This is a genomic window from Pseudomonas sp. HN11, from assembly GCF_021390155.1.
GTDB lineage: Bacteria > Pseudomonadota > Gammaproteobacteria > Pseudomonadales > Pseudomonadaceae > Aquipseudomonas.
This window is the reverse complement of the sequence record NZ_CP089985.1, coordinates 5,152,071-5,171,167: the sequence shown is the minus strand read 5'-3', so window position 1 is coordinate 5,171,167 and position 19,097 is coordinate 5,152,071. Positions and strand designations below refer to the sequence as shown.

Here is a 19,097-nt window from a genome sequence, read left to right as displayed (position 1 = left end):
CCCCCGAGGGGTGCTTTTTTTGTGCTCGCTCGCTTAACGCTTCAGCGAGGCCGGCAAGTGAGGCTGGATCGCCGTCAGGACTGCCTTGAAGCATTTGGTGTTGCCGGCAACCACGTGGCCTTTCTCAAGGAAGTCGTGACCGCCGGTGAAATCGCTTACCAAGCCGCCCGCTTCCTGGATCAGCAGCGCCCCTGCAGCCATGTCCCACTCGGACAGGCCTGACTCCCAGAACGCATCGAAACGACCGGCAGCCACATAAGCCAGGTCCAGGCTCGCAGCACCCGCGCGACGGATGCCGGCAGTCTGGCCAACCAGGGCGCGGAACATGCCCAGGTAGTTTTCCAGGTTATCCATCTGGTCATCACGAAACGGGAAGCCGGTACCCAGCAGGGCGCCGTCCAGGCTGGTGCGACCGCTGACGCGCAGGCGGCGACCATTCAGTTGAGCACCACGGCCACGGCTGGCGGTGAATTCTTCCTGACGGACTGGGTCCAGAACCACGGCGTGTTCCAGGCGACCACGGTATTTGCACGCGATGCTCACGGCAAAGTGCGGGATGCCACGCAGGAAGTTGGTGGTGCCATCCAGTGGGTCGATGATCCACAGGTAATCTTCGCCTTCGCCACTGCCTTTATGCAGGCCGGTTTCTTCGCCGAGAATGCCGTGGGTAGGGTAGGCCTTGCGCAGAGCGTCGATGATTTTCTGTTCGGCGGCGCGATCCACCTCGGATACATAATCCTTGGCGTCTTTTTCGTCGACCTTGATGGTATCCAGGCGCTCGATGGAGCGGAAGATCAATTCACTGGCGCTGCGGGCGGCGCGCAGCGCGATATTCAGCATGGGCTGCATGGATAGGTCACCTAAGGTTGTTAAAGAAAGCCGAGCAGTTTAGCAGAAACTTTCTTCAGGTGAAGGACGACGTTAGCTTTCATGGCATAACCTTAGGCTGTTCTGTAAGATTTGCTCCCCTTTCCCGTGTCCGAGAGCGCCTCCCTTGCTGCAAAACATTCGTGTCGTCTTGGTCAATACCAGTCATCCCGGCAACATCGGTGGGGTGGCGCGAGCCATGAAAAACATGGGGCTGACGCGCCTGGTGCTGGTCGACCCGCGCGTGTTCCCGCACCACGAGGCCGATGCCCGCGCGTCCGGCGCCAATGACCTCCTTGAAAAAGCCCAGGTCGTCGCTACTTTGGAAGACGCCTTGGTCGGCTGCAACCTGGTGCTCGGTACCAGCGCCCGCGACCGTCGCATCCCCTGGCCGCTGCTGGATCCGCGCGAATGCAGCACTAAAGTGGTGGAAGAGGCCGCCGGCGGCGCTGAAATCGCCTTGGTGTTTGGTCGTGAAGACTCCGGCCTGACCAATGAAGAGCTGCAGCGATGTCATTACCACGTGCACATCCCATCAGACCCCGAGTTCAGCTCGCTGAACCTCGGGGCCGCGGTGCAGGTGTTGACCTACGAAGTGCGCATGGCCTGGCTGGCTGCACAAGGTCAGCCAAGCAAAGTGGAGAAGGACGAGGTAGCCTCGACCAAAAGTGGCGAACTGGCCACCATGGACGAGCTGGAACGGTTTTATGAGCACCTGGAGCAAACCTTGGTGGCCATCGAATTCCTCGATCCGGAAAAACCACGGCACTTGATGGCGCGCCTGCGTCGCCTTTACGGACGCAGCGCGGTCAGCCGGGCAGAAATGAATATATTGCGTGGCATCCTCACGGAAACCCAGAAAGCGGCCCGTGGCGAGCTTCTTAAGCGGAAGGATTAAAAATGTTCGAGCGTTTGCGAGAAGATATCCAGAGTGTTTTCCACCGTGACCCGGCGGCGCGCAACGCCTTTGAAGTGCTGACCTGCTACCCGGGCATGCATGCGATCTGGATCCATCGCCTGTCCGGCGCCTTGTGGGGTATGGGCTGGAAATGGCTGGCGCGGCTGGTGTCGAACTTCGGTCGTTGGTTGACCGGGATCGAGATTCATCCAGGTGCTAAGGTGGGCCGCCGCTTCTTCATCGACCATGGCATGGGTATCGTGATTGGCGAGACTGCCGAGATCGGCGATGACGTGACGCTCTATCAAGGCGTGACCTTGGGTGGCACCAGCTGGAACAAAGGCAAGCGTCACCCGACACTGGGTGATGGCGTGGTGGTAGGGGCGGGCGCCAAGGTACTCGGTCCGTTCACGGTCGGCGCTGGCGCCAAGGTCGGCTCCAACGCGGTGGTGACCAAGGCTGTGCCGCCGGGCGCAACGGTTGTCGGTATTCCTGGCCGGATCATCGTCAAGCCGGAAGTCGGCGACGAGCAAGAAGCCAAGCGCAAGGCCATGGCCGAGAAAATCGGCTTCGATGCCTATGGCGTCAGCGAAGACATGCCTGATCCGGTGGCGCGAGCAATCGGCCAGTTGCTGGATCACCTGCAGGCAGTAGATGGCAAGTTGGACGGTATGTGTGGCGCGCTGAAGGACTTGGGCAGCCCCTACTGTGCGAAGGATCTACCAGAGCTGCGCGAAGAAGACTTCGCCGAAATCAAGGATGAAACCGCCACCAAGGCGAGCTAAAGCCTAAGGCTCACTGCAAAATCCCTGTGGGAGCGGGCTTGCTCGCGAATACGGCATGTCAGTCACCAAATATATCGACTGAATCACCGCTTTCGAGAGCAAGCCCACTCCCACATTGATCTCCGTTAGTCTTGAGATCGGGCGTTGGGCTTGTTCCTGCTGTTCGTCCCCACCCCATCCTGCTATGATTCGCGCGCCCTTTTTACGGGTAATCCTGACTAAAGTAGTGGGTCTTATAGTTGACTTAAATACTCGGGAATCGCATACTTGCCCACATTCTGAAACACCTTGGTACTTGTCCATGAGACTGACTACAAAAGGCCGATACGCGGTGACTGCCATGCTCGACCTGGCTTTGCACGCGCAAACTGGGCCGGTGTCCCTGGCCGATATCTCCGAGCGCCAAGGCATTTCCCTGTCCTATCTCGAGCAACTGTTCGCCAAGCTGCGCCGTAGCAACCTGGTTTCCAGTGTGCGTGGGCCAGGTGGTGGCTATCAGTTGTCCCGCGACATGCAGGGTATCCAGGTAGCCCAGGTGATCGACGCGGTCAACGAATCCGTCGACGCCACCAAATGCCAGGGCCTGGGTGACTGCCACGCCGGCGACACCTGCCTGACACACCACCTGTGGTGTGACTTGAGCCTGCAGATCCACGAGTTTTTGAGTGGTATCAGCTTGGCTGATCTTGTGACTCGCCGTGAGGTGCAAGAAGTAGCCCAGCGTCAGGACCAGCGCCGTTGCAACACCAAGGCGCCGCGTCTGGACAAGATCGAAGCGTCCGCCGTCGAGTAACAGCCGAAGAGCTAACGGCACGCCAGCCAGCCTGATTTAGGAGAAAGTCCATGAAATTGCCGATTTACCTTGATTATTCAGCGACCACCCCGGTTGATCCGCGTGTCGCGCAAAAGATGAGCGAATGCCTGCTGGTTGACGGAAACTTCGGCAACCCGGCCTCCCGTTCCCACGTATTCGGCTGGAAAGCCGAGGAAGCGGTCGAGAACGCTCGTCGCCAAGTCGCCGACCTGGTCAACGCCGATCCACGGGAAATCGTCTGGACCTCCGGTGCCACCGAGTCCGACAACCTGGCAATCAAGGGCGCGGCGCATTTCTACGCGACCAAGGGCAAGCACCTGATCACCACCAAGATTGAGCACAAGGCTGTCCTCGACACCATGCGCCAACTGGAGCGTGAAGGTTTCGAGGTTACCTACCTCGAGCCCACCACCGACGGTATCGTCACCCCGGCCATGATTGAAGCCGCGCTGCGTGAAGACACCATCCTGGTTTCCGTGATCCACGTGAACAATGAAATCGGCACCATCAACGACATCGAGGCCATCGGCGAACTGACCCGCTCGAAAGGCATTCTGCTGCACGTCGACGCTGCTCAGTCCACCGGCAAGGTCGATATCGACCTGTCGAAGCTGAAAGTCGACCTGATGTCGTTCTCCGCCCACAAGACCTACGGCCCTAAAGGCATCGGCGCTCTGTACGTGAGCCGCAAGCCACGCGTGCGCATCGAAGCCACCATGCACGGCGGCGGTCACGAGCGCGGCATGCGTTCGGGCACCCTGGCGACCCACCAGATCGTCGGCATGGGCGAAGCCTTCCGCGTAGCCAAGGAAGACATGGCTGCCGAGAACATCCGTATCAAGGCACTCAGCGATCGCTTCTACAAGCAGGTCGAGAACCTTGAAGAGCTGTACATCAACGGCAGCATGACCGCCCGTGTACCGCACAACCTGAATTTGAGCTTCAACTATGTTGAGGGCGAGTCGCTGATCATGGCGCTCAAGGACCTGGCCGTTTCGTCCGGTTCGGCCTGCACCTCGGCGTCCCTTGAGCCTTCGTACGTACTGCGCGCCTTGGGCCGCAACGACGAACTGGCACACAGCTCGATCCGCTTTACGTTCGGCCGCTTTACCACCGAAGAACAAGTCGACTACGCCGCGCAGAAAGTCTGCGAAGCCGTCAACAAGCTGCGCGTTCTGTCGCCGCTGTGGGACATGTACAAAGACGGTGTCGATATTTCCAAGATCGAGTGGGCGGCACACTAACTATAGAAGCCGCCACCCAAGCTCTGTAGGAACGTGGCGGAAAACGCAGGCGTTTCTACAGGGTTCCAGAGCGGCCCTGATGAGTGAGGATTCAGTACCATGGCTTACAGCGAAAAGGTCATCGACCACTACGAAAACCCGCGTAACGTCGGCAAGATGGACGCGGAAGACCCGGATGTCGGCACCGGCATGGTCGGCGCCCCGGCGTGCGGCGATGTAATGCGCCTGCAGATCAAGGTCAACGACAACGGCGTCATCGAAGACGCCAAGTTCAAGACCTACGGCTGCGGTTCGGCCATCGCCTCCAGCTCCCTGGCAACCGAATGGATGAAAGGCAAGACCCTGGATGAGGCTGTCACTATCAGCAACACCCAGCTGGCCGAAGAACTGGCCCTGCCGCCCGTGAAAATCCACTGTTCGGTACTCGCAGAAGACGCCATCAAGGCGGCTGTTCGCGACTACAAGCAGAAGAAAGGCTTGATCTAAGCATTTGGCGACGAGTAAGGAGTCAACGATGGCTATCAGCATGACAGAAGCGGCTGCGCAGCACATTCGCCGCTCCCTGAATGGGCGCGGGAAAGGTGAGGGGATTCGTCTGGGTGTTCGCACTACAGGCTGTTCCGGCCTTGCCTACGTGCTGGAGTTTGTCGACGAGGTGGTGGCGGAAGACCAGGTGTTCGAAAGTCACGGCGAGAAAGTGATCATTGACCCTAAAAGCCTGACCTACCTGGACGGCACCGAACTCGATTTCGTCAAGGAAGGGTTGAACGAAGGCTTCAAGTTCAACAACCCCAACGTGCGCGGTGAATGTGGCTGCGGCGAAAGCTTCAACATCTGAGGCTATTCGTGGGTACTCCTTGTCATTTCGCTTTATTCGAGCTGCAGCCGAGTTTTCGCCTGGACCTTGAGCAGCTTGCCACGCGCTACCGAGAATTGGCGCGTGGCGTGCATCCGGACCGCTTCGCTGACGCTTCCGAGCGTGAGCAACGCCTGGCCTTGGAGCGTTCGGCCAGCCTCAACGAAGCCTATCAGACCCTCAAAAACCCTCCGAAGCGCGCGCGTTACCTACTCGCGATGAACGGTGGGGAGTTGCCGCTGGAAGTTACGGTTCACGACCCGGACTTTCTGATGCAGCAGATGCATTGGCGCGAGGAGCTCGAAGACTTGCAGGACGAAGCCGATCTGGCTGGCGTCGCAGTCTTCAAGCGTCGTCTGAAAACGGCCCAGGACGAGCTCAACGAAAGCTTCGCAGCCTGTTGGGATGATGCGGCGCAACGTGAGCAGGCTGAACGCCTGATGCGGCGCATGCAGTTCCTCGACAAGCTCACCTACGAAGTGCGCCAGCTAGAAGAGCGCCTCGACGATTAACCCAGTGTGCTGCCCGTGATGCACGCCTGATAGACAGATAAGACCTGATTACCATGGCCCTACTGCAAATCGCCGAACCCGGCCAAAGCCCTCAACCGCACCAGCGTCGCCTGGCGGTCGGGATTGACCTGGGCACCACCAATTCCCTGGTCGCTGCCTTGCGCAGCGGCCTGTCCGAGCCGTTGCCCGACGCTGACGGCCAGGTGATCCTGCCGTCTGCCGTGCGTTATCACGCCGACCGCACCGAAGTCGGTGAGTCGGCGAAGCTGGCGGCGTCTACCGATCCTTTGAATACCGTGCTGTCGGTCAAGCGCTTGATGGGGCGTGGTCTGTCTGACGTCAAGCAATTGGGTGACCAGCTGCCGTACCGCTTTGTCGGTGGTGAATCCCACATGCCGTTCATCGAGACCATCCAGGGCCCGAAAAGTCCGGTGGAAGTGTCGGCCGATATTCTCAAGGTGCTGCGCCAGCGCGCGGAAAAAACCCTGGGCGGCGAACTGGTCGGTGCGGTGATCACCGTTCCGGCCTATTTCGATGACGCGCAACGTCAAGCCACCAAGGACGCGGCGAAACTCGCCGGCCTGAACGTGCTGCGCCTGCTCAACGAGCCGACGGCAGCGGCCGTGGCTTATGGCCTGGACCAGCATGCAGAGGGCCTGGTTGCGATTTACGACCTGGGCGGCGGCACCTTTGATATTTCGATCTTGCGCCTGACCGGCGGTGTCTTCGAAGTGCTCGCGACCGGCGGCGACAGCGCCCTGGGCGGCGATGACTTCGACCACGCCATCGCGGGTTGGATCATCAGCGGCGCCGGCTTGTCGGCCGATCTGGATCCTGGCGCGCAGCGCAATCTGCTGCAAACTGCCTGTGCCGCTAAAGAAGCGCTGACGGATGCCGCAACTGTTGAAGTTTCTTACGGCACTTGGTCGGCCCAGCTGACCCGCGAAGCCTTCGATGCGTTGATCGAACCGATGGTTGCCCGCAGTCTGAAAGCCTGCCGCCGTGCCGTGCGTGATTCCGGTATCGAACTGGAAGATGTCGGTGCCGTGGTCATGGTCGGTGGGTCCACCCGCGTGCCGCGCGTTCGTGAAGCCGTCGCCGAAGCCTTCGGTCGCCAGCCACTGACTGAAATCGACCCGGATCAAGTGGTCGCCATCGGCGCCGCGATCCAGGCCGATACCCTGGCTGGCAACAAGCGCGACGGTGGCGAGTTGCTGCTGCTCGACGTGATTCCGCTGTCCCTCGGCCTGGAAACCATGGGCGGCTTGATGGAGAAGGTGATTCCACGCAACACCACCATCCCTGTCGCCCGCGCCCAGGACTTCACCACTTATAAGGATGGCCAGACGGCCATGATGATCCACGTGCTGCAAGGTGAGCGCGAGCTGATCAGCGACTGCCGCTCCCTGGCGCGCTTCGAATTGCGCGGCATTCCGGCGATGGTCGCGGGTGCGGCGAAGATCCGTGTGACCTTCCAGGTCGACGCCGACGGCTTGCTGAGTGTTGCTGCGCGCGAGCTGGCCTCGGGCGTTGAAGCCAGCATCCAGGTCAAGCCGTCCTACGGTCTTACCGACGGCGAAATCGCCAAGATGCTCAAGGACTCGTTCCAATATGCCGGTGACGACAAGGTCGCCCGTGTATTGCGTGAGCAGCAAGTCGACGCCCAGCGTTTGCTCGAAGCAGTACAGGGCGCCCTGGACGCTGACGGCGAGCGCCTGTTGGATGCCGAGGAACGTATGGTCATCGATCTGCAGATGCAGGAGTTGGCCGAATTGATGAAAGGCGACGATGGTTATGCCATCGAGCAACAGACCAAGCGCCTGTCGCAAGTGACCGATGCCTTTGCCGCCCGTCGTATGGACCAGACGGTCAAAGCCGCCCTGGCGGGACGCAACCTGAATGAAATCGAGGAATAATTAATGCCGCAGGTCATTTTTCTGCCACACGCCGAGCATTGCCCGGACGGTATGGTCGTGGAGGCTGAGACCGGCAAGTCCATCCTCGAAGTTGCCCATGACAACCACATCGAGATCGAAAGCGCCTGCGGCGGAGTGTGCGCTTGCACCACGTGCCACTGCGTCATACGCGAGGGCTTCAACAGCCTTGAAGAGGCTGACGAGCTGGAAGAGGACTTCCTTGACCGCGCGTGGGGCCTGGAAGCGACTTCGCGTCTAAGCTGTCAAGCAAAGGTCGGGACGGAAGACATCACCGTCGAAATTCCGAAATATTCCCTCAACCATGCTGCCGAAGCGCCGCATTGATTCAAGGAAGTGTCATGAGTCTTAAATGGGTTGATGTGCAAGAGATCGCTATCCTGTTGGCTGATGCCAACCCGGATCTGGATCCTTACTCCCTGAACTTTGTAGCTTTGCGTGACATGGTCATGGCGTTGCCAGGGTTCGAAGATGAGCGTGATCGCGGCGGTGAGAAGGTTCTGGAGGCTATCCAGACTGCCTGGAAAGAAGAACAGGACTGACGCCTCCCTTTACGCAGTTAGGCAATACCCAATAACCCGCGTATAATTCGCGGGTTTAATTTTTCGTAAATTACCGTTTCTGGAGTTACACCATGGCTGTTCAACGTACTTTCTCCATCATCAAGCCTGACGCTGTTGCAAAAAACGTCATCGGCGAGATCACCACTCGTTTCGAAAAAGCCGGCCTGAAGGTTGTAGCTTCGAAACTCAAGCAACTGTCCAAGGCTGAAGCTGAAGGCTTCTACGCTGAGCACAGCGCTCGTGGCTTCTTCGGCGACCTGGTCTCCTTCATGATCTCCGGTCCTGTTGTTGTTCAGGTGCTGGAAGGCGAAAACGCTATCGCTCTGAACCGTGAGCTGATGGGCGCTACCAACCCTAAAGAAGCAGCTGCTGGCACTATCCGTGCTGACTTCGCTGAGTCCATCGACGCCAACGCTGTACACGGTTCGGACTCCGAAGCTGCTGCTGCTCGCGAAATCTCGTACTTCTTCGCCGCTACTGAAGTAACCGCTCGCTAAGCATCGGCTTAAAGAGTGAGGGTGAATCCATGACGACATCGACTGTAAAAACCAACCTGCTGGGTTTGACCCAGCCGGAAATGGAGAAATTCTTCGACTCAATCGGGGAGAAGCGTTTCCGTGCCGGTCAGGTAATGAAATGGATTCACCACTTTGGCGTCGACGATTTCGACGCCATGACGAACGTCAGCAAGGCCCTGCGCGACAAGCTCAAGGCCATTGCTGAGGTCCGTGGTCCCGAAGTGGTCAGCGAGGACATCTCCAGCGACGGCACCCGTAAGTGGGTGGTGCGTGTGGCGTCCGGCAGCTGCGTCGAGACCGTGTACATTCCCCAGGGCAAACGCGGCACCTTGTGCGTTTCGTCCCAGGCAGGCTGTGCCCTGGACTGCAGTTTCTGCTCCACCGGCAAGCAAGGCTTCAATAGCAACCTCACCGCCGCCGAAGTGATCGGCCAAGTGTGGATTGCCAACAAATCCTTTGGCAGCGTCCCGGCGACCGTCGACCGTGCCATCACCAACGTGGTGATGATGGGCATGGGTGAGCCGCTGCTGAACTTCGATAATGTCATTTCGGCCATGCATTTGATGATGGACGACCTGGGCTACGGCATCTCCAAGCGCCGTGTGACCCTGTCGACCTCCGGCGTGGTACCGATGATCGATGAGCTGGCCAAGCACATCGACGTCTCCCTGGCGTTGTCGCTGCACGCGCCCAATGACGCATTGCGTAACCAATTGGTGCCGATCAACAAGAAGTATCCGCTTAAGATGCTGCTCGAATCTTGCCAGCGTTACATGGCAACTTTGGGCGAGAAACGTGTGTTGACCATTGAGTACACCCTGCTCAAGGACATCAACGACAAGGTCGAACACGCGGTCGAGATGATCGAGTTGCTCAAGAACACCCCGTGCAAGATCAACCTGATTCCGTTTAACCCGTTTCCACATTCTGGGTACGAGCGACCGAGCAACAACGCCATCCGCCGTTTCCAGGATCAACTGCACCAGGCCGGTTACAACGTCACCGTCCGCACCACCCGTGGTGAAGACATCGACGCCGCCTGTGGCCAATTGGTAGGGCAGGTGATGGACCGCACCCGCCGCAGCGAACGTTATATCGCCGGACGCGAAGTAAGCGCCGCCGACGATTTACCGCTGATTGCTGTGAATCGAATCTGAGAGAGGATCTCTATGCCCTTGCGCCTTGCGCCGCTTTTGCTTGTTACCGGTCTTGCGGCCGGTTGTGTTTCATCGGGTCCTGAGAGCCCTTTGCAAACCGGTAAAGGCCGTGACGAGGCGCGGGTTGCCTATGTGCAACTGGGCTTGGGTTACCTGCAACAAGGCATGAGCGAGCAGGCCAAGGTGCCGTTGAAGAAAGCCTTGGAGCTGGACAGCGACGATGCCGACGCCAATGGCGCACTGGCCCTGGTATTCCAGGCCCAGGCTGAGCCTGAATTGGCCGAACAGTATTTCCACAAGGCCCTGGCCTCCCGTCCTGCCGACCCTCGGCTGCTGAACAATTACGGCAGCTTCCTGTTCGAGCAGAAACGTTACGACCAGGCCGCCCTTTACTTTCAGCAGGCCAGCGCTGATACCCTCTATCCTGAACGTTCGCGGGTGTTCGAGAACCTTGGTGTCACCTCGATGCGCCTCGGTCAACGCGATAACGCGCGCCAGCAACTGGAAAAAGCCCTGCATTTGAATGGTCGGCAGCCTCGGGCATTGCTCGAAATGGCTGAGATATCCTTTGATGACAGGCATTATGTGCCGGCACGTGACTATTACGAGCGTTTTAGCCTGCTCAGCGGGCAAAATGCACGTAGTCTATTGCTCGGTGTGCGCCTGGCGACGGTTCATGAAGAACGCGACACGGCCGCACGTTTTGGCCAGCAACTCGAACGACTCTATCCCGGTACGCCGGAATATCAGCAATACCTGTCGGAGCAATGATGAAAGCGGCGCACCCGGAAGTTGTAGCAGCTAATCGCGTAAACCCAGGCGACACCTTGCGCCAGGCCCGCGAAAGCAATGGTTGGTCGCTGGCGGAAGTGGCCCTCAAGCTCAATTTGACCACCACCTCCCTGGGCAATCTTGAAGCCGGCGCGTTCGATAAGCTGCCTGGGCACACCTTTGCCCGCGGCTATATACGTGCCTATGCCAAGTTGCTGGGCATTGACCAAGCCGTATTGGTCCAGGAATTTGACCAGTTCACCGGCACCGACTCCCAAGGCAGCAATGTACATGGCCTGGGTCGCATCGAAGAACCGGTGCGGGTTTCCCACACGATTTTGCGAATAGTTAGCCTGTTGCTGTTGATCGCAGTCATTGGCGGTGGTTTTGTCTGGTGGCAAGACCAGACCTCCCAGCGCACCAAGGACCTGACCAGCAACGCCATGGAGCACGTCGAAGTCGAAAGCGCCGACGGCACCACCCAGATTCATCCGCTGGACGAGCCGGAAGACCAGGCCGTTGCCGAAGGCCAGGCCGTGCCTGAGGCACCGGTTGCCACTGAGCAGCCAGCAGCACCGGAAACCGCACCAGCCGCGACCGCTGCTGTCCCGGCTCCTGCAACGCCTGCTGCCCCGGCTCACACTCCGGCCGCCCCAGCGCAGACGCTAGCAACTCCGGCTCCAGCCGCTCCTGCTGCCCCTGCGATTTCGCCGCCCACCACCCCGGCGTTGATCGCCGGTGATGGCCGCTTACAGATTACCTTCATCGCTGACTGCTGGACGCAGGTCACCGATGGCAATGGCAAAGTGCTGTTTAGCGGTCTGAAGCGTAAGGGAGATACGCTTGACCAGGGCGGCAAGCCTCCTTTGACGCTGCGTCTGGGCTTCGCCCGTGGCGCGCAAGTGGCCTACAACGGCCAGCCTGTGGACGTAGCGCCGTTCACCACTGGCGAGACCGCTCGCCTGAAGTTGGGACAATAGTCATGCACGGCGAATCTCCAATCAAACGTCGCGTATCGCGCAAGATCTGGGTCGGCTCGGTGCCGGTGGGTGGCGACGCCCCCATCGCCGTCCAGAGCATGACCAACAGCGACACCAATGACGTGGCCGCCACCGTTGCCCAGATCAATCGTCTGGAAGCTGCTGGCGTGGACATCGTGCGCGTCTCCGTGCCAGACATGGACGCTGCCGAAGCCTTTGGTCGCATCAAGCAATTGGTCAAGGTGCCGCTGGTTGCCGACATTCACTTCGACTACAAGATCGCACTGCGGGTGGCCGAGTTGGGTGTGGACTGCCTGCGTATTAACCCGGGCAACATCGGTCGTGAAGACCGTGTACGCGCGGTGGTTGATGCGGCTCGCGATCGCGGCATTCCAATCCGCATCGGCGTCAACGCCGGTTCCCTGGAAAAAGACCTGCAAAAGAAATACGGCGAGCCTACCCCGGCGGCACTGGTTGAATCGGCGCTGCGCCACGTTGAACACCTCGAACGCCTGAATTTCCAGGACTTCAAGGTCAGCGTAAAGGCTTCGGACGTGTTCATGGCAGTAGAAGCCTACCGCCTGCTGGCCAAGGAAATCGTGCAGCCGTTGCACCTGGGTATCACCGAAGCCGGCGGTTTACGCTCAGGCACAGTGAAATCTGCGGTGGGTCTCGGTATGCTGCTCGCCGAAGGAATTGGCGATACTATCCGCATCTCGCTGGCAGCAGACCCTGTAGAGGAAGTGAAAGTCGGTTACGACATTCTCAAATCCCTGCGTTTGCGTTCTCGTGGTATCAATTTCATTGCCTGCCCGAGCTGCTCGCGGCAGAACTTCGACGTGGTGAAAACCATGAACGACTTGGAATTGCGCCTCGAAGACCTGCTGGTGCCGCTGGATGTTGCGGTGATCGGTTGTGTGGTCAACGGGCCCGGTGAAGCCAAAGAAGCCCATGTGGGGCTGACCGGTGGCACGCCGAACCTGATCTACATCGACGGCAAGCCGTCACAGAAGTTGACGAATGACAATCTGGTGGATGAGCTGGAAAAGCTGATCCGCGAGAAAGCGGCCGAGAAGGTCGCGGCTGACGCAGCGCTGATCGCGCGCGGCTAAGAACGAATTTAAGGATTTGATGTGAGCAAGTCTCTGCAAGCCATTCGTGGCATGAACGACATCCTGCCGGAACAGACGCCGCTGTGGCGCTATTTCGAGGGCACTGTCGCGCGCCTGCTGGATAACTACGGTTATAAGCAGATCCGCATGCCGATCGTTGAGTTCACCGAGCTGTTCAAGCGCTCCATCGGTGAAGTGACCGACATCGTCGAAAAAGAGATGTACACCTTTGAAGACCGCAACGGCGACTCCCTGACCCTGCGTCCGGAAGGCACCGCGGCCTGTGTGCGCGCCGTGCTTGAGCATGGCCTCACCGGTGCTGGCCAGCCGCAGAAATTGTGGTACATCGGTCCGATGTTCCGTCACGAACGTCCACAGAAAGGCCGTTATCGCCAGTTTCACCAGATCGGCCTGGAAGTGTTCAATCTCGACGGTCCGGACATCGACGCCGAGCTGATCGTGCTGACCTGGCGCCTGTGGGGCCTGCTGGGCATCCGCGACGCGGTCAAGCTTGAACTCAACAGCCTGGGCACCAGCGAATCCCGCGGCCGCTACAAAGTGGCCCTGGTCGAGTACCTGTCCGCCCATCTGGACAAGTTGGACGAAGACAGCCAGCGCCGTCTGAAGACCAACCCATTGCGCGTCCTCGATACCAAGAACGCCGATACCCAGGCCGTGCTGGTCAATGCGCCGAAAATGGCCGACTACCTGGACGACGAATCCCGCATCCATTTCGAGGGCCTCAAGGCTCGTCTGGAGGCGGCTGACATTCCGTTCGTGATCAACACCAAGCTGGTACGTGGTCTCGACTACTACAGCAAGACCGTGTTCGAGTGGGTCACCGACAAACTCGGTGCCCAGGGCACCGTGTGTGCCGGTGGCCGCTACGACGGCCTGGTCGAGCAGATGGGCGGCAAGCCGACCACGGGCGTGGGCTTCGCCATGGGCATCGAGCGGCTGATCCTGCTGCTGGAAACCCTGGAGCAGGTCCCGGAAGAGATCTCCCGTCAGGTGGACGTGTACCTGTGCGCCTTTGGCGAGGCCGCCGAACTGGCTGCCCTGGCCCTGAGCGAAAAGATTCGCGACCAACTGCCGAACCTGCGCCTGCAAGTCAATGCCGGCGCTGGCAGCTTCAAGAGCCAATTCAAGAAGGCCGACAAGAGCGGTGCGCTGTATGCACTGATCCTCGGCGATGACGAGCTGGCCCAGCAAGTGATAGGTTTCAAACCCCTGCGTGGCCAGGGCGAGCAACAGAACATTGCCTTTGATGCGCTCGCTGCGCACTTGGCCACCTGCGTCGTGCAGGGTTGAAGCTGTCGAACAGCCGAATTTAGCGATTAAGGAGTATTGGGGTGTCGAGTTCTGATGATGATCAACTGGCCGAGTTCAAGGACTGGTGGCAGCGTAACGGCAAGCCCCTGGTTACTGGCGGTCTGCTGGCTTTAGTGGTGGTGTTCGGCTGGCAAGCCTGGACCAAGTATCAGGCTAACCAGTCCCAAGGCGCCTCGATCCTCTATCAGCAATTGCTGGAAACCACCCTGACGCCGGACGGCAAGCCGGACCCTGCGCAGGTTGCGGACCTGGCCGGCAAGCTGAAAAACGAATTTGGCGGTAGCACCTACGCCCAATACGGCAGCCTGTTCGTCGCGAAAGTCGCGGTCGACACCGGCAAGCTGGACGACGCAGCCGCTGAACTGAAGGCCATCGCCGACAAGCCGACCAACCCGACCCTGGGTGAAATCGCACGTCAGCGCCTGGCTCAGGTACTGGCGGCACAGAACAAGGCTGACGAAGCACTCAAACTGCTCGACGGCGATGCTGACAAGGCATTTGTAGCCACTCGCGAAGAGCTCAAGGGCGACCTGTTGGTCCAATTGGGTCGTACCGACGAAGCCAATGCTGCGTACCAAAAAGCCAAGGCGGCGCTGTCTGATGAAGCGGCGGTCGGTGGCTTACAAATCAAGCTGGACGACTTGGCCAAAGGGGATGCGTGACGTGATCCGTTGGAAACATGCAGCATTGCTGGCTCTGGCCGTTCTGGCCGCGGGTTGCAGCAGCAACAGTAAGAAAGAACTGCCGCCTGCGGAGCTGACCAGCTTCAAGGAAGAAGTGGTGCTGCAAAAGCAGTGGAGCCGCTCCATCGGTGATGGCCAGGGTGAAACCTACAACATGCTGGTACCGGCGATCGACGGTGACAGCATTGTGGCTGCTGACGTGACTGGCGTGGTGATCTCCATGGATCGCATGAACGGTGACGTGAAGTGGAAGAAAGACCTCGAAATACCGGTATCCGGTGCCGTCGGCGTGGGTTACGGCATGGTCTTGCTTGGCACGCTCAAGGGCGAAGTCGTGGCCCTGGATTCCAGCACCGGTGAAGAGAAATGGCGCGCTCGGGTGACCAGTGAAGTCCTCGCACCGCCCGCCACCAACGGCGATATCGTTGTGGTGCAGACCCAGGACGACCGTGTGATCGGCCTTGACGCCAGCACCGGCGAACAGCGTTGGTTGTACGACAGCACCCCAGCGGTGCTGACGTTGCGCGGTACCAGTGGTCCGATTGTGACCAACAATCTGGCCGTTGCAGGCCTGTCGACCGGTAAAGTGGTCGCCCTGGATACCCAGAACGGCGTGCCGGCCTGGGAAACCCGGGTGGCCATCCCGCAAGGTCGTTCCGAGCTGGACCGCGTAGTGGACATCGACGGCGGCCTGCTGCTGTCCGGTGAAACCCTCTACGTCGCTACCTACCAGGGCCGTGTTGCGGCATTGGACCTGCAGAGCGGCCGTGTGAACTGGCAGCGTGATGCTTCCAGCTACGCCGGTGTCGCCCAAGGGTTTGGCAGCGTCTACGTGAGCCTGGCGTCCGGCACCGTTGAAAGTGTCGACGAACGTTCCACTACCGCGCTGTGGAGCAACGACTCCCTGGCTCGCCGTCAACTGTCGGCACCGGAAGTGTTTTCCAGCTACGTCGCCGTGGGTGACTTCGAAGGCTACCTGCACCTGCTGAGCCAGGTGGACGGTCGCTTCGTGGGTCGCGAGCGTATCGACAGCGACGGCCTGCGTGCGCGTCCGCTGGTGGTGGGTAACATGCTTTATGTGTATGGCAACAGCGGCAAGCTGGAAGCCCTGACCATCAAGTAAGAACTATGCTTGGGGTAAAACTCCCAGGCGGCCCCGCTTCGGCGGGGCATGCGGCATTTGATTATGCTGCCCCGAGCACCAGCCGCTGCCTTGCAGCGGCTTTTGTATTTTCTGAAATAACGAAGTGGAGAGCCGCATGGTTCCCGTAATCGCCCTGGTGGGCCGACCTAACGTCGGCAAGTCCACCTTGTTCAACCGCCTGACCAGGACTCGCGACGCCATCGTCGGCGACTTGTCCGGTCTGACCCGTGATCGCCAATACGGTGAGGCAAAGTGGCAAGGGCGCTCCTACATTATTGTCGACACCGGTGGTATTTCCGGTGACGAGCATGGCATGGACGAAAAGATGGCCGAGCAGTCGCTGCTGGCCATCGAAGAAGCCGACGTCGTGTTGTTCCTGGTGGACGCCCGTGCGGGCTACACCGCTGCCGACCAGATGATTGGCGAGCACCTGCGCAAGCGCAACAAGCGTTCCTATCTGGTCGCGAACAAGATCGACAATATCGATCCTGAAGCGGCCCGTGCCGAATTCAGCCCGATGGGCCTGGGCGACGCGATCCCGGTCGCCGGTGCCCATGGTCGCGGTATCACCCAGATGCTGGAAATTGCCCTGCGCGATTTCCCCAAGGATGATATCGAGGAAGAAGAGGGCGAAGAGGAAATCGTTGCCGAAGGCGAGGAAGCCAAGCGCATTCCTGGCCCAAGTGAAAAAGACGGTATCAAGATCGCCATCATCGGCCGTCCGAACGTCGGCAAGTCGACCCTGGTCAACCGCATGCTCGGTGAAGACCGGGTCATCGTCTACGACCAACCCGGCACCACCCGCGACAGCATCTACATCCCGTTCGAACGTAACGAGGAAAAGTACACGCTGATCGACACGGCCGGTGTGCGCAAGCGCGGCAAGATCCATGAGGAAGTTGAAAAGTTCTCGGTGGTGAAAACCCTGCAGGCGATCAAAGACGCCAACGTGGTGATCTTCGTGATGGACGCCCGCGAAGGCGTGGTGGACCACGACCTCAACCTGCTGGGCTTTGCCCTGGAGGCCGGTCGGGCACTGGTGATCGCGATCAACAAGTGGGACGGCATGACGCCGAGCGAGCGCGATTTCGTCAAGATCGAGCTGCAACGCCGCCTGTTCTTCGTCGAGTTCGCCGATATCCACTTTATCTCGGCACTGCACGGCACTGGCGTGGGCAACCTCTACGCGTCCGTCCAGAACTCGTTCAAGTCTGCGGTCACCCGCTGGCCGACCAACCGCCTTACCCAGATCCTGGAAGATGCGGTTGGCGAGCACGCGCCGCCGATGGTCAACAACCGTCGGATCAAACTGCGTTACGCCCACTTGGGTGGTGCCAACCCGCCGATTATCGTGATCCACGGTAACCAGATCGAGAAGGTGCCGAAGTCCTATGTGCGTTACCTGGAAAACACCTACCGCCGTGTCTTGAAACTGGTCGGTACGCCGATCCGTATCGAGTTCAAGGGTGGCGAGAACCCGTACGAAGGCAACAAGAACACACTGACTGACCGTCAGGTGAACAAGAAGCGTCGTTTGATGACTCACCACAAGAAGGCCGACAAGAAGCGCCGCGACAAGCGCTGATCCGTATCAGGCGGGTGGCGTTCATCAGTCGCCGGCCGCGCAACTTATAAATGGGCGCCTTGGGCGCCCATTTGTATTCAGCGTTGGTTATGAAAAAAGACGAGCCAGGTAATATTGGCTGTCGCCAATATTTGCTTTGGCAGAAGCCAGTATGACAATACCTTTCTGTGTGTCGTAAGTGACATCAATCGGAGCGCTCTCCGATGCTCCGTAGTCTATTGATGCGTAGCCGCCTGTGCCGAAAGATCTGTCTAGGGTTCTATCGTTATTGAAGCGAGCAACAACAAGTTGTGATCCGAACGCACTTTTTCTTTCACCAATTAGAACTAGTTTATTATCCTGCCAGGCCATTTTTGTCCATCGGTTACTTAAATTAATGGGTGTTATGCTGGGTTCACCCTGCAGGTTGCCCTCAGTATCAAGTTCAAACAGTAAGGCTTCCCCTGAGCCTGTTGAGCCGCAACACAAGATACGTTCGTTAACGACAATGATATGTTCAGGTTTCCAGCCTTCTCTACGAAAGGTAAACGCTGAATCCGCCAGTCCATCTTTTTCGTAGCGTAAAATAATGCCTCTACGGATCCCTACACGGTCCTCGGTATAACCACAGGTTACGATCTTGTCATCGTGCTGGGTGGCGATTGACGATAAACGTATCTGCTCGTCGGCGTACTGACGAGTGTCGACATACTCTTGATTATTATTGAACGTGGCGTCACGCCTTCCGTCATGTGTGCTTCGTACCATAACAGTTGTTACGTTATGGTGAGTGACGTATGGATTGATGCTCAAGAGGTATTGATGAGATTGAATGCAGGCATCGGTATAAGGGTCATGTGCGCTGCCGTACTCTGGGATTAAAGGTGAGCGTGCTACATAGCGACCGTTTTCGCCGAAACTGTGGTCCGGGTTGCCGTTGATGTCAAAACGGGCAAATGCCGCCAGTACTGATGTAGTGCCGTCGATGAAGCGACCTGACAATAATATCCGGGAATTTTCCAATTCAAAGGCCTTCTGACCCATGGAAGATAGGCTTGCGTCTTCTGTAAATCGACCTGATACAGAGTCGCCCTCGCCGAAGTTGTCGGGATGTCCGAGGTGTGTTCTTCGTCCCAGCGAATAATATATGTGCTTCCCTGTATCATCGGTATAACTCCCGGGAGTAAGCAGTTTTCCCGCCTTTGTTAGCGTCACACCGTGGACTTGAAAAAATGACTTACCCGGCTGAGTAATATGCGCAAGCCCCTCAGTACCGAACGTGTGATCAAGATCACCTGGATTGTTAGTCGCCATGCTGTACTCCTCGTAGGTCGCTTTCCTTGATTTGACTCTTGTCTGGGAG

At 58.7% G+C, this 19,097-nt stretch carries 21 protein-coding genes; 19 read left to right on the top strand and 2 right to left on the bottom strand.

The features are described from left to right. Positions 1–33 precede the first annotated feature (33 nt). On the bottom strand, positions 34–849 hold the full coding sequence (gene suhB / locus LVW35_RS23660; protein WP_003175971.1) for a type III secretion system regulator SuhB: 816 nt from the start codon (positions 847–849) through the stop codon (positions 34–36). 145 nt (positions 850–994) lie between these two features. Between suhB and trmJ the strand changes: the two genes are divergently transcribed. The 19 genes from trmJ (at position 995) to der (ending at position 17,755) form a co-directional block, all read left to right on the top strand. Further along, positions 995–1,765, top strand: a complete 771-nt coding sequence (trmJ, locus tag LVW35_RS23655) for a tRNA (cytosine(32)/uridine(32)-2'-O)-methyltransferase TrmJ (protein WP_233892267.1) — start codon at positions 995–997, stop codon at positions 1,763–1,765. 2 nt (positions 1,766–1,767) lie between these two features. Further along, complete coding sequence (cysE, locus tag LVW35_RS23650) at positions 1,768–2,550, top strand: serine O-acetyltransferase (protein WP_233892266.1); 783 nt, start codon at positions 1,768–1,770, stop codon at positions 2,548–2,550. 301 nt (positions 2,551–2,851) lie between these two features. Further along, the gene (gene iscR, locus LVW35_RS23645; protein WP_003194020.1) at positions 2,852–3,343 is read left to right on the top strand and encodes a Fe-S cluster assembly transcriptional regulator IscR; all 492 of its coding nucleotides are present in this window, start codon (positions 2,852–2,854) and stop codon (positions 3,341–3,343) included. A 50-nt stretch (positions 3,344–3,393) separates the two neighbouring features. After that, positions 3,394–4,608: an IscS subfamily cysteine desulfurase gene (locus tag LVW35_RS23640; RefSeq protein WP_233892265.1), complete on the top strand. Its 1,215-nt coding sequence runs from the start codon at positions 3,394–3,396 to the stop codon at positions 4,606–4,608. Between the two features lie 99 nt (positions 4,609–4,707). Beyond that, positions 4,708–5,094 carry a Fe-S cluster assembly scaffold IscU gene (gene iscU, locus LVW35_RS23635; RefSeq protein WP_010207899.1) on the top strand — a complete coding sequence of 129 codons (387 nt, stop codon included), beginning with the start codon at positions 4,708–4,710 and terminating at the stop codon, positions 5,092–5,094. 28 nt (positions 5,095–5,122) lie between these two features. Further along, entirely contained in the window at positions 5,123–5,446 is a 324-nt protein-coding gene (gene iscA, locus LVW35_RS23630) for an iron-sulfur cluster assembly protein IscA (RefSeq protein WP_003175963.1), read from the top strand. An 8-nt stretch (positions 5,447–5,454) separates the two neighbouring features. Continuing rightward, positions 5,455–5,976 carry a co-chaperone HscB gene (gene hscB / locus LVW35_RS23625; protein WP_233892264.1) on the top strand — a complete coding sequence of 174 codons (522 nt, stop codon included), beginning with the start codon at positions 5,455–5,457 and terminating at the stop codon, positions 5,974–5,976. Between the two features lie 53 nt (positions 5,977–6,029). After that, entirely contained in the window at positions 6,030–7,892 is a 1,863-nt protein-coding gene (hscA, locus tag LVW35_RS23620; protein WP_233892263.1) for a Fe-S protein assembly chaperone HscA, read from the top strand. Between the two features lie 3 nt (positions 7,893–7,895). Continuing rightward, the gene (gene fdx / locus LVW35_RS23615) at positions 7,896–8,237 is read left to right on the top strand and encodes an ISC system 2Fe-2S type ferredoxin (RefSeq protein ID WP_015885743.1); all 342 of its coding nucleotides are present in this window, start codon (positions 7,896–7,898) and stop codon (positions 8,235–8,237) included. Positions 8,238–8,251: 14 nt separating this feature from the next. Beyond that, a complete protein-coding gene (iscX, locus tag LVW35_RS23610; protein WP_016977667.1) occupies positions 8,252–8,452 on the top strand; it encodes a Fe-S cluster assembly protein IscX in 201 nt (66 codons plus the stop codon). Between the two features lie 92 nt (positions 8,453–8,544). Beyond that, complete coding sequence (gene ndk / locus LVW35_RS23605; RefSeq protein ID WP_083356869.1) at positions 8,545–8,970, top strand: nucleoside-diphosphate kinase; 426 nt, start codon at positions 8,545–8,547, stop codon at positions 8,968–8,970. Between the two features lie 29 nt (positions 8,971–8,999). After that, positions 9,000–10,148, top strand: coding sequence for a 23S rRNA (adenine(2503)-C(2))-methyltransferase RlmN (gene rlmN, locus LVW35_RS23600; RefSeq protein WP_233892262.1), 1,149 nt, complete (start codon positions 9,000–9,002; stop codon positions 10,146–10,148). 12 nt (positions 10,149–10,160) lie between these two features. Then, the gene (gene pilW, locus LVW35_RS23595; protein ID WP_233892261.1) at positions 10,161–10,919 is read left to right on the top strand and encodes a type IV pilus biogenesis/stability protein PilW; all 759 of its coding nucleotides are present in this window, start codon (positions 10,161–10,163) and stop codon (positions 10,917–10,919) included. Further along, the gene (locus tag LVW35_RS23590) at positions 10,919–11,899 is read left to right on the top strand and encodes a RodZ domain-containing protein (RefSeq protein WP_233892260.1); all 981 of its coding nucleotides are present in this window, start codon (positions 10,919–10,921) and stop codon (positions 11,897–11,899) included. Before pilW ends, LVW35_RS23590 begins: the two co-directional genes overlap by 1 nt. Positions 11,900–11,901: 2 nt before the next feature. Beyond that, positions 11,902–13,011, top strand: a complete 1,110-nt coding sequence (ispG, locus tag LVW35_RS23585; RefSeq protein WP_003175952.1) for a flavodoxin-dependent (E)-4-hydroxy-3-methylbut-2-enyl-diphosphate synthase — start codon at positions 11,902–11,904, stop codon at positions 13,009–13,011. A 21-nt stretch (positions 13,012–13,032) separates the two neighbouring features. Beyond that, positions 13,033–14,322, top strand: coding sequence for a histidine--tRNA ligase (gene hisS / locus LVW35_RS23580; protein WP_233892259.1), 1,290 nt, complete (start codon positions 13,033–13,035; stop codon positions 14,320–14,322). Between the two features lie 41 nt (positions 14,323–14,363). After that, positions 14,364–15,005 (top strand): YfgM family protein, encoded by a 642-nt coding sequence (locus LVW35_RS23575; RefSeq protein WP_016977673.1) that lies wholly within the window; start codon positions 14,364–14,366, stop codon positions 15,003–15,005. Continuing rightward, positions 14,998–16,149 carry an outer membrane protein assembly factor BamB gene (bamB, locus tag LVW35_RS23570; protein WP_233892258.1) on the top strand — a complete coding sequence of 384 codons (1,152 nt, stop codon included), beginning with the start codon at positions 14,998–15,000 and terminating at the stop codon, positions 16,147–16,149. The genes LVW35_RS23575 and bamB overlap by 8 nt, the downstream gene beginning before the upstream one ends. Positions 16,150–16,285: 136 nt before the next feature. Next, positions 16,286–17,755 carry a ribosome biogenesis GTPase Der gene (gene der, locus LVW35_RS23565; protein WP_233892257.1) on the top strand — a complete coding sequence of 490 codons (1,470 nt, stop codon included), beginning with the start codon at positions 16,286–16,288 and terminating at the stop codon, positions 17,753–17,755. Between the two features lie 87 nt (positions 17,756–17,842). On the opposite strand, the gene LVW35_RS23560 is transcribed toward der, so the two are convergent. Further along, positions 17,843–19,048 (bottom strand): hypothetical protein, encoded by a 1,206-nt coding sequence (locus LVW35_RS23560; protein ID WP_233892256.1) that lies wholly within the window; start codon positions 19,046–19,048, stop codon positions 17,843–17,845. Positions 19,049–19,097: the final 49 nt, after the last annotated feature.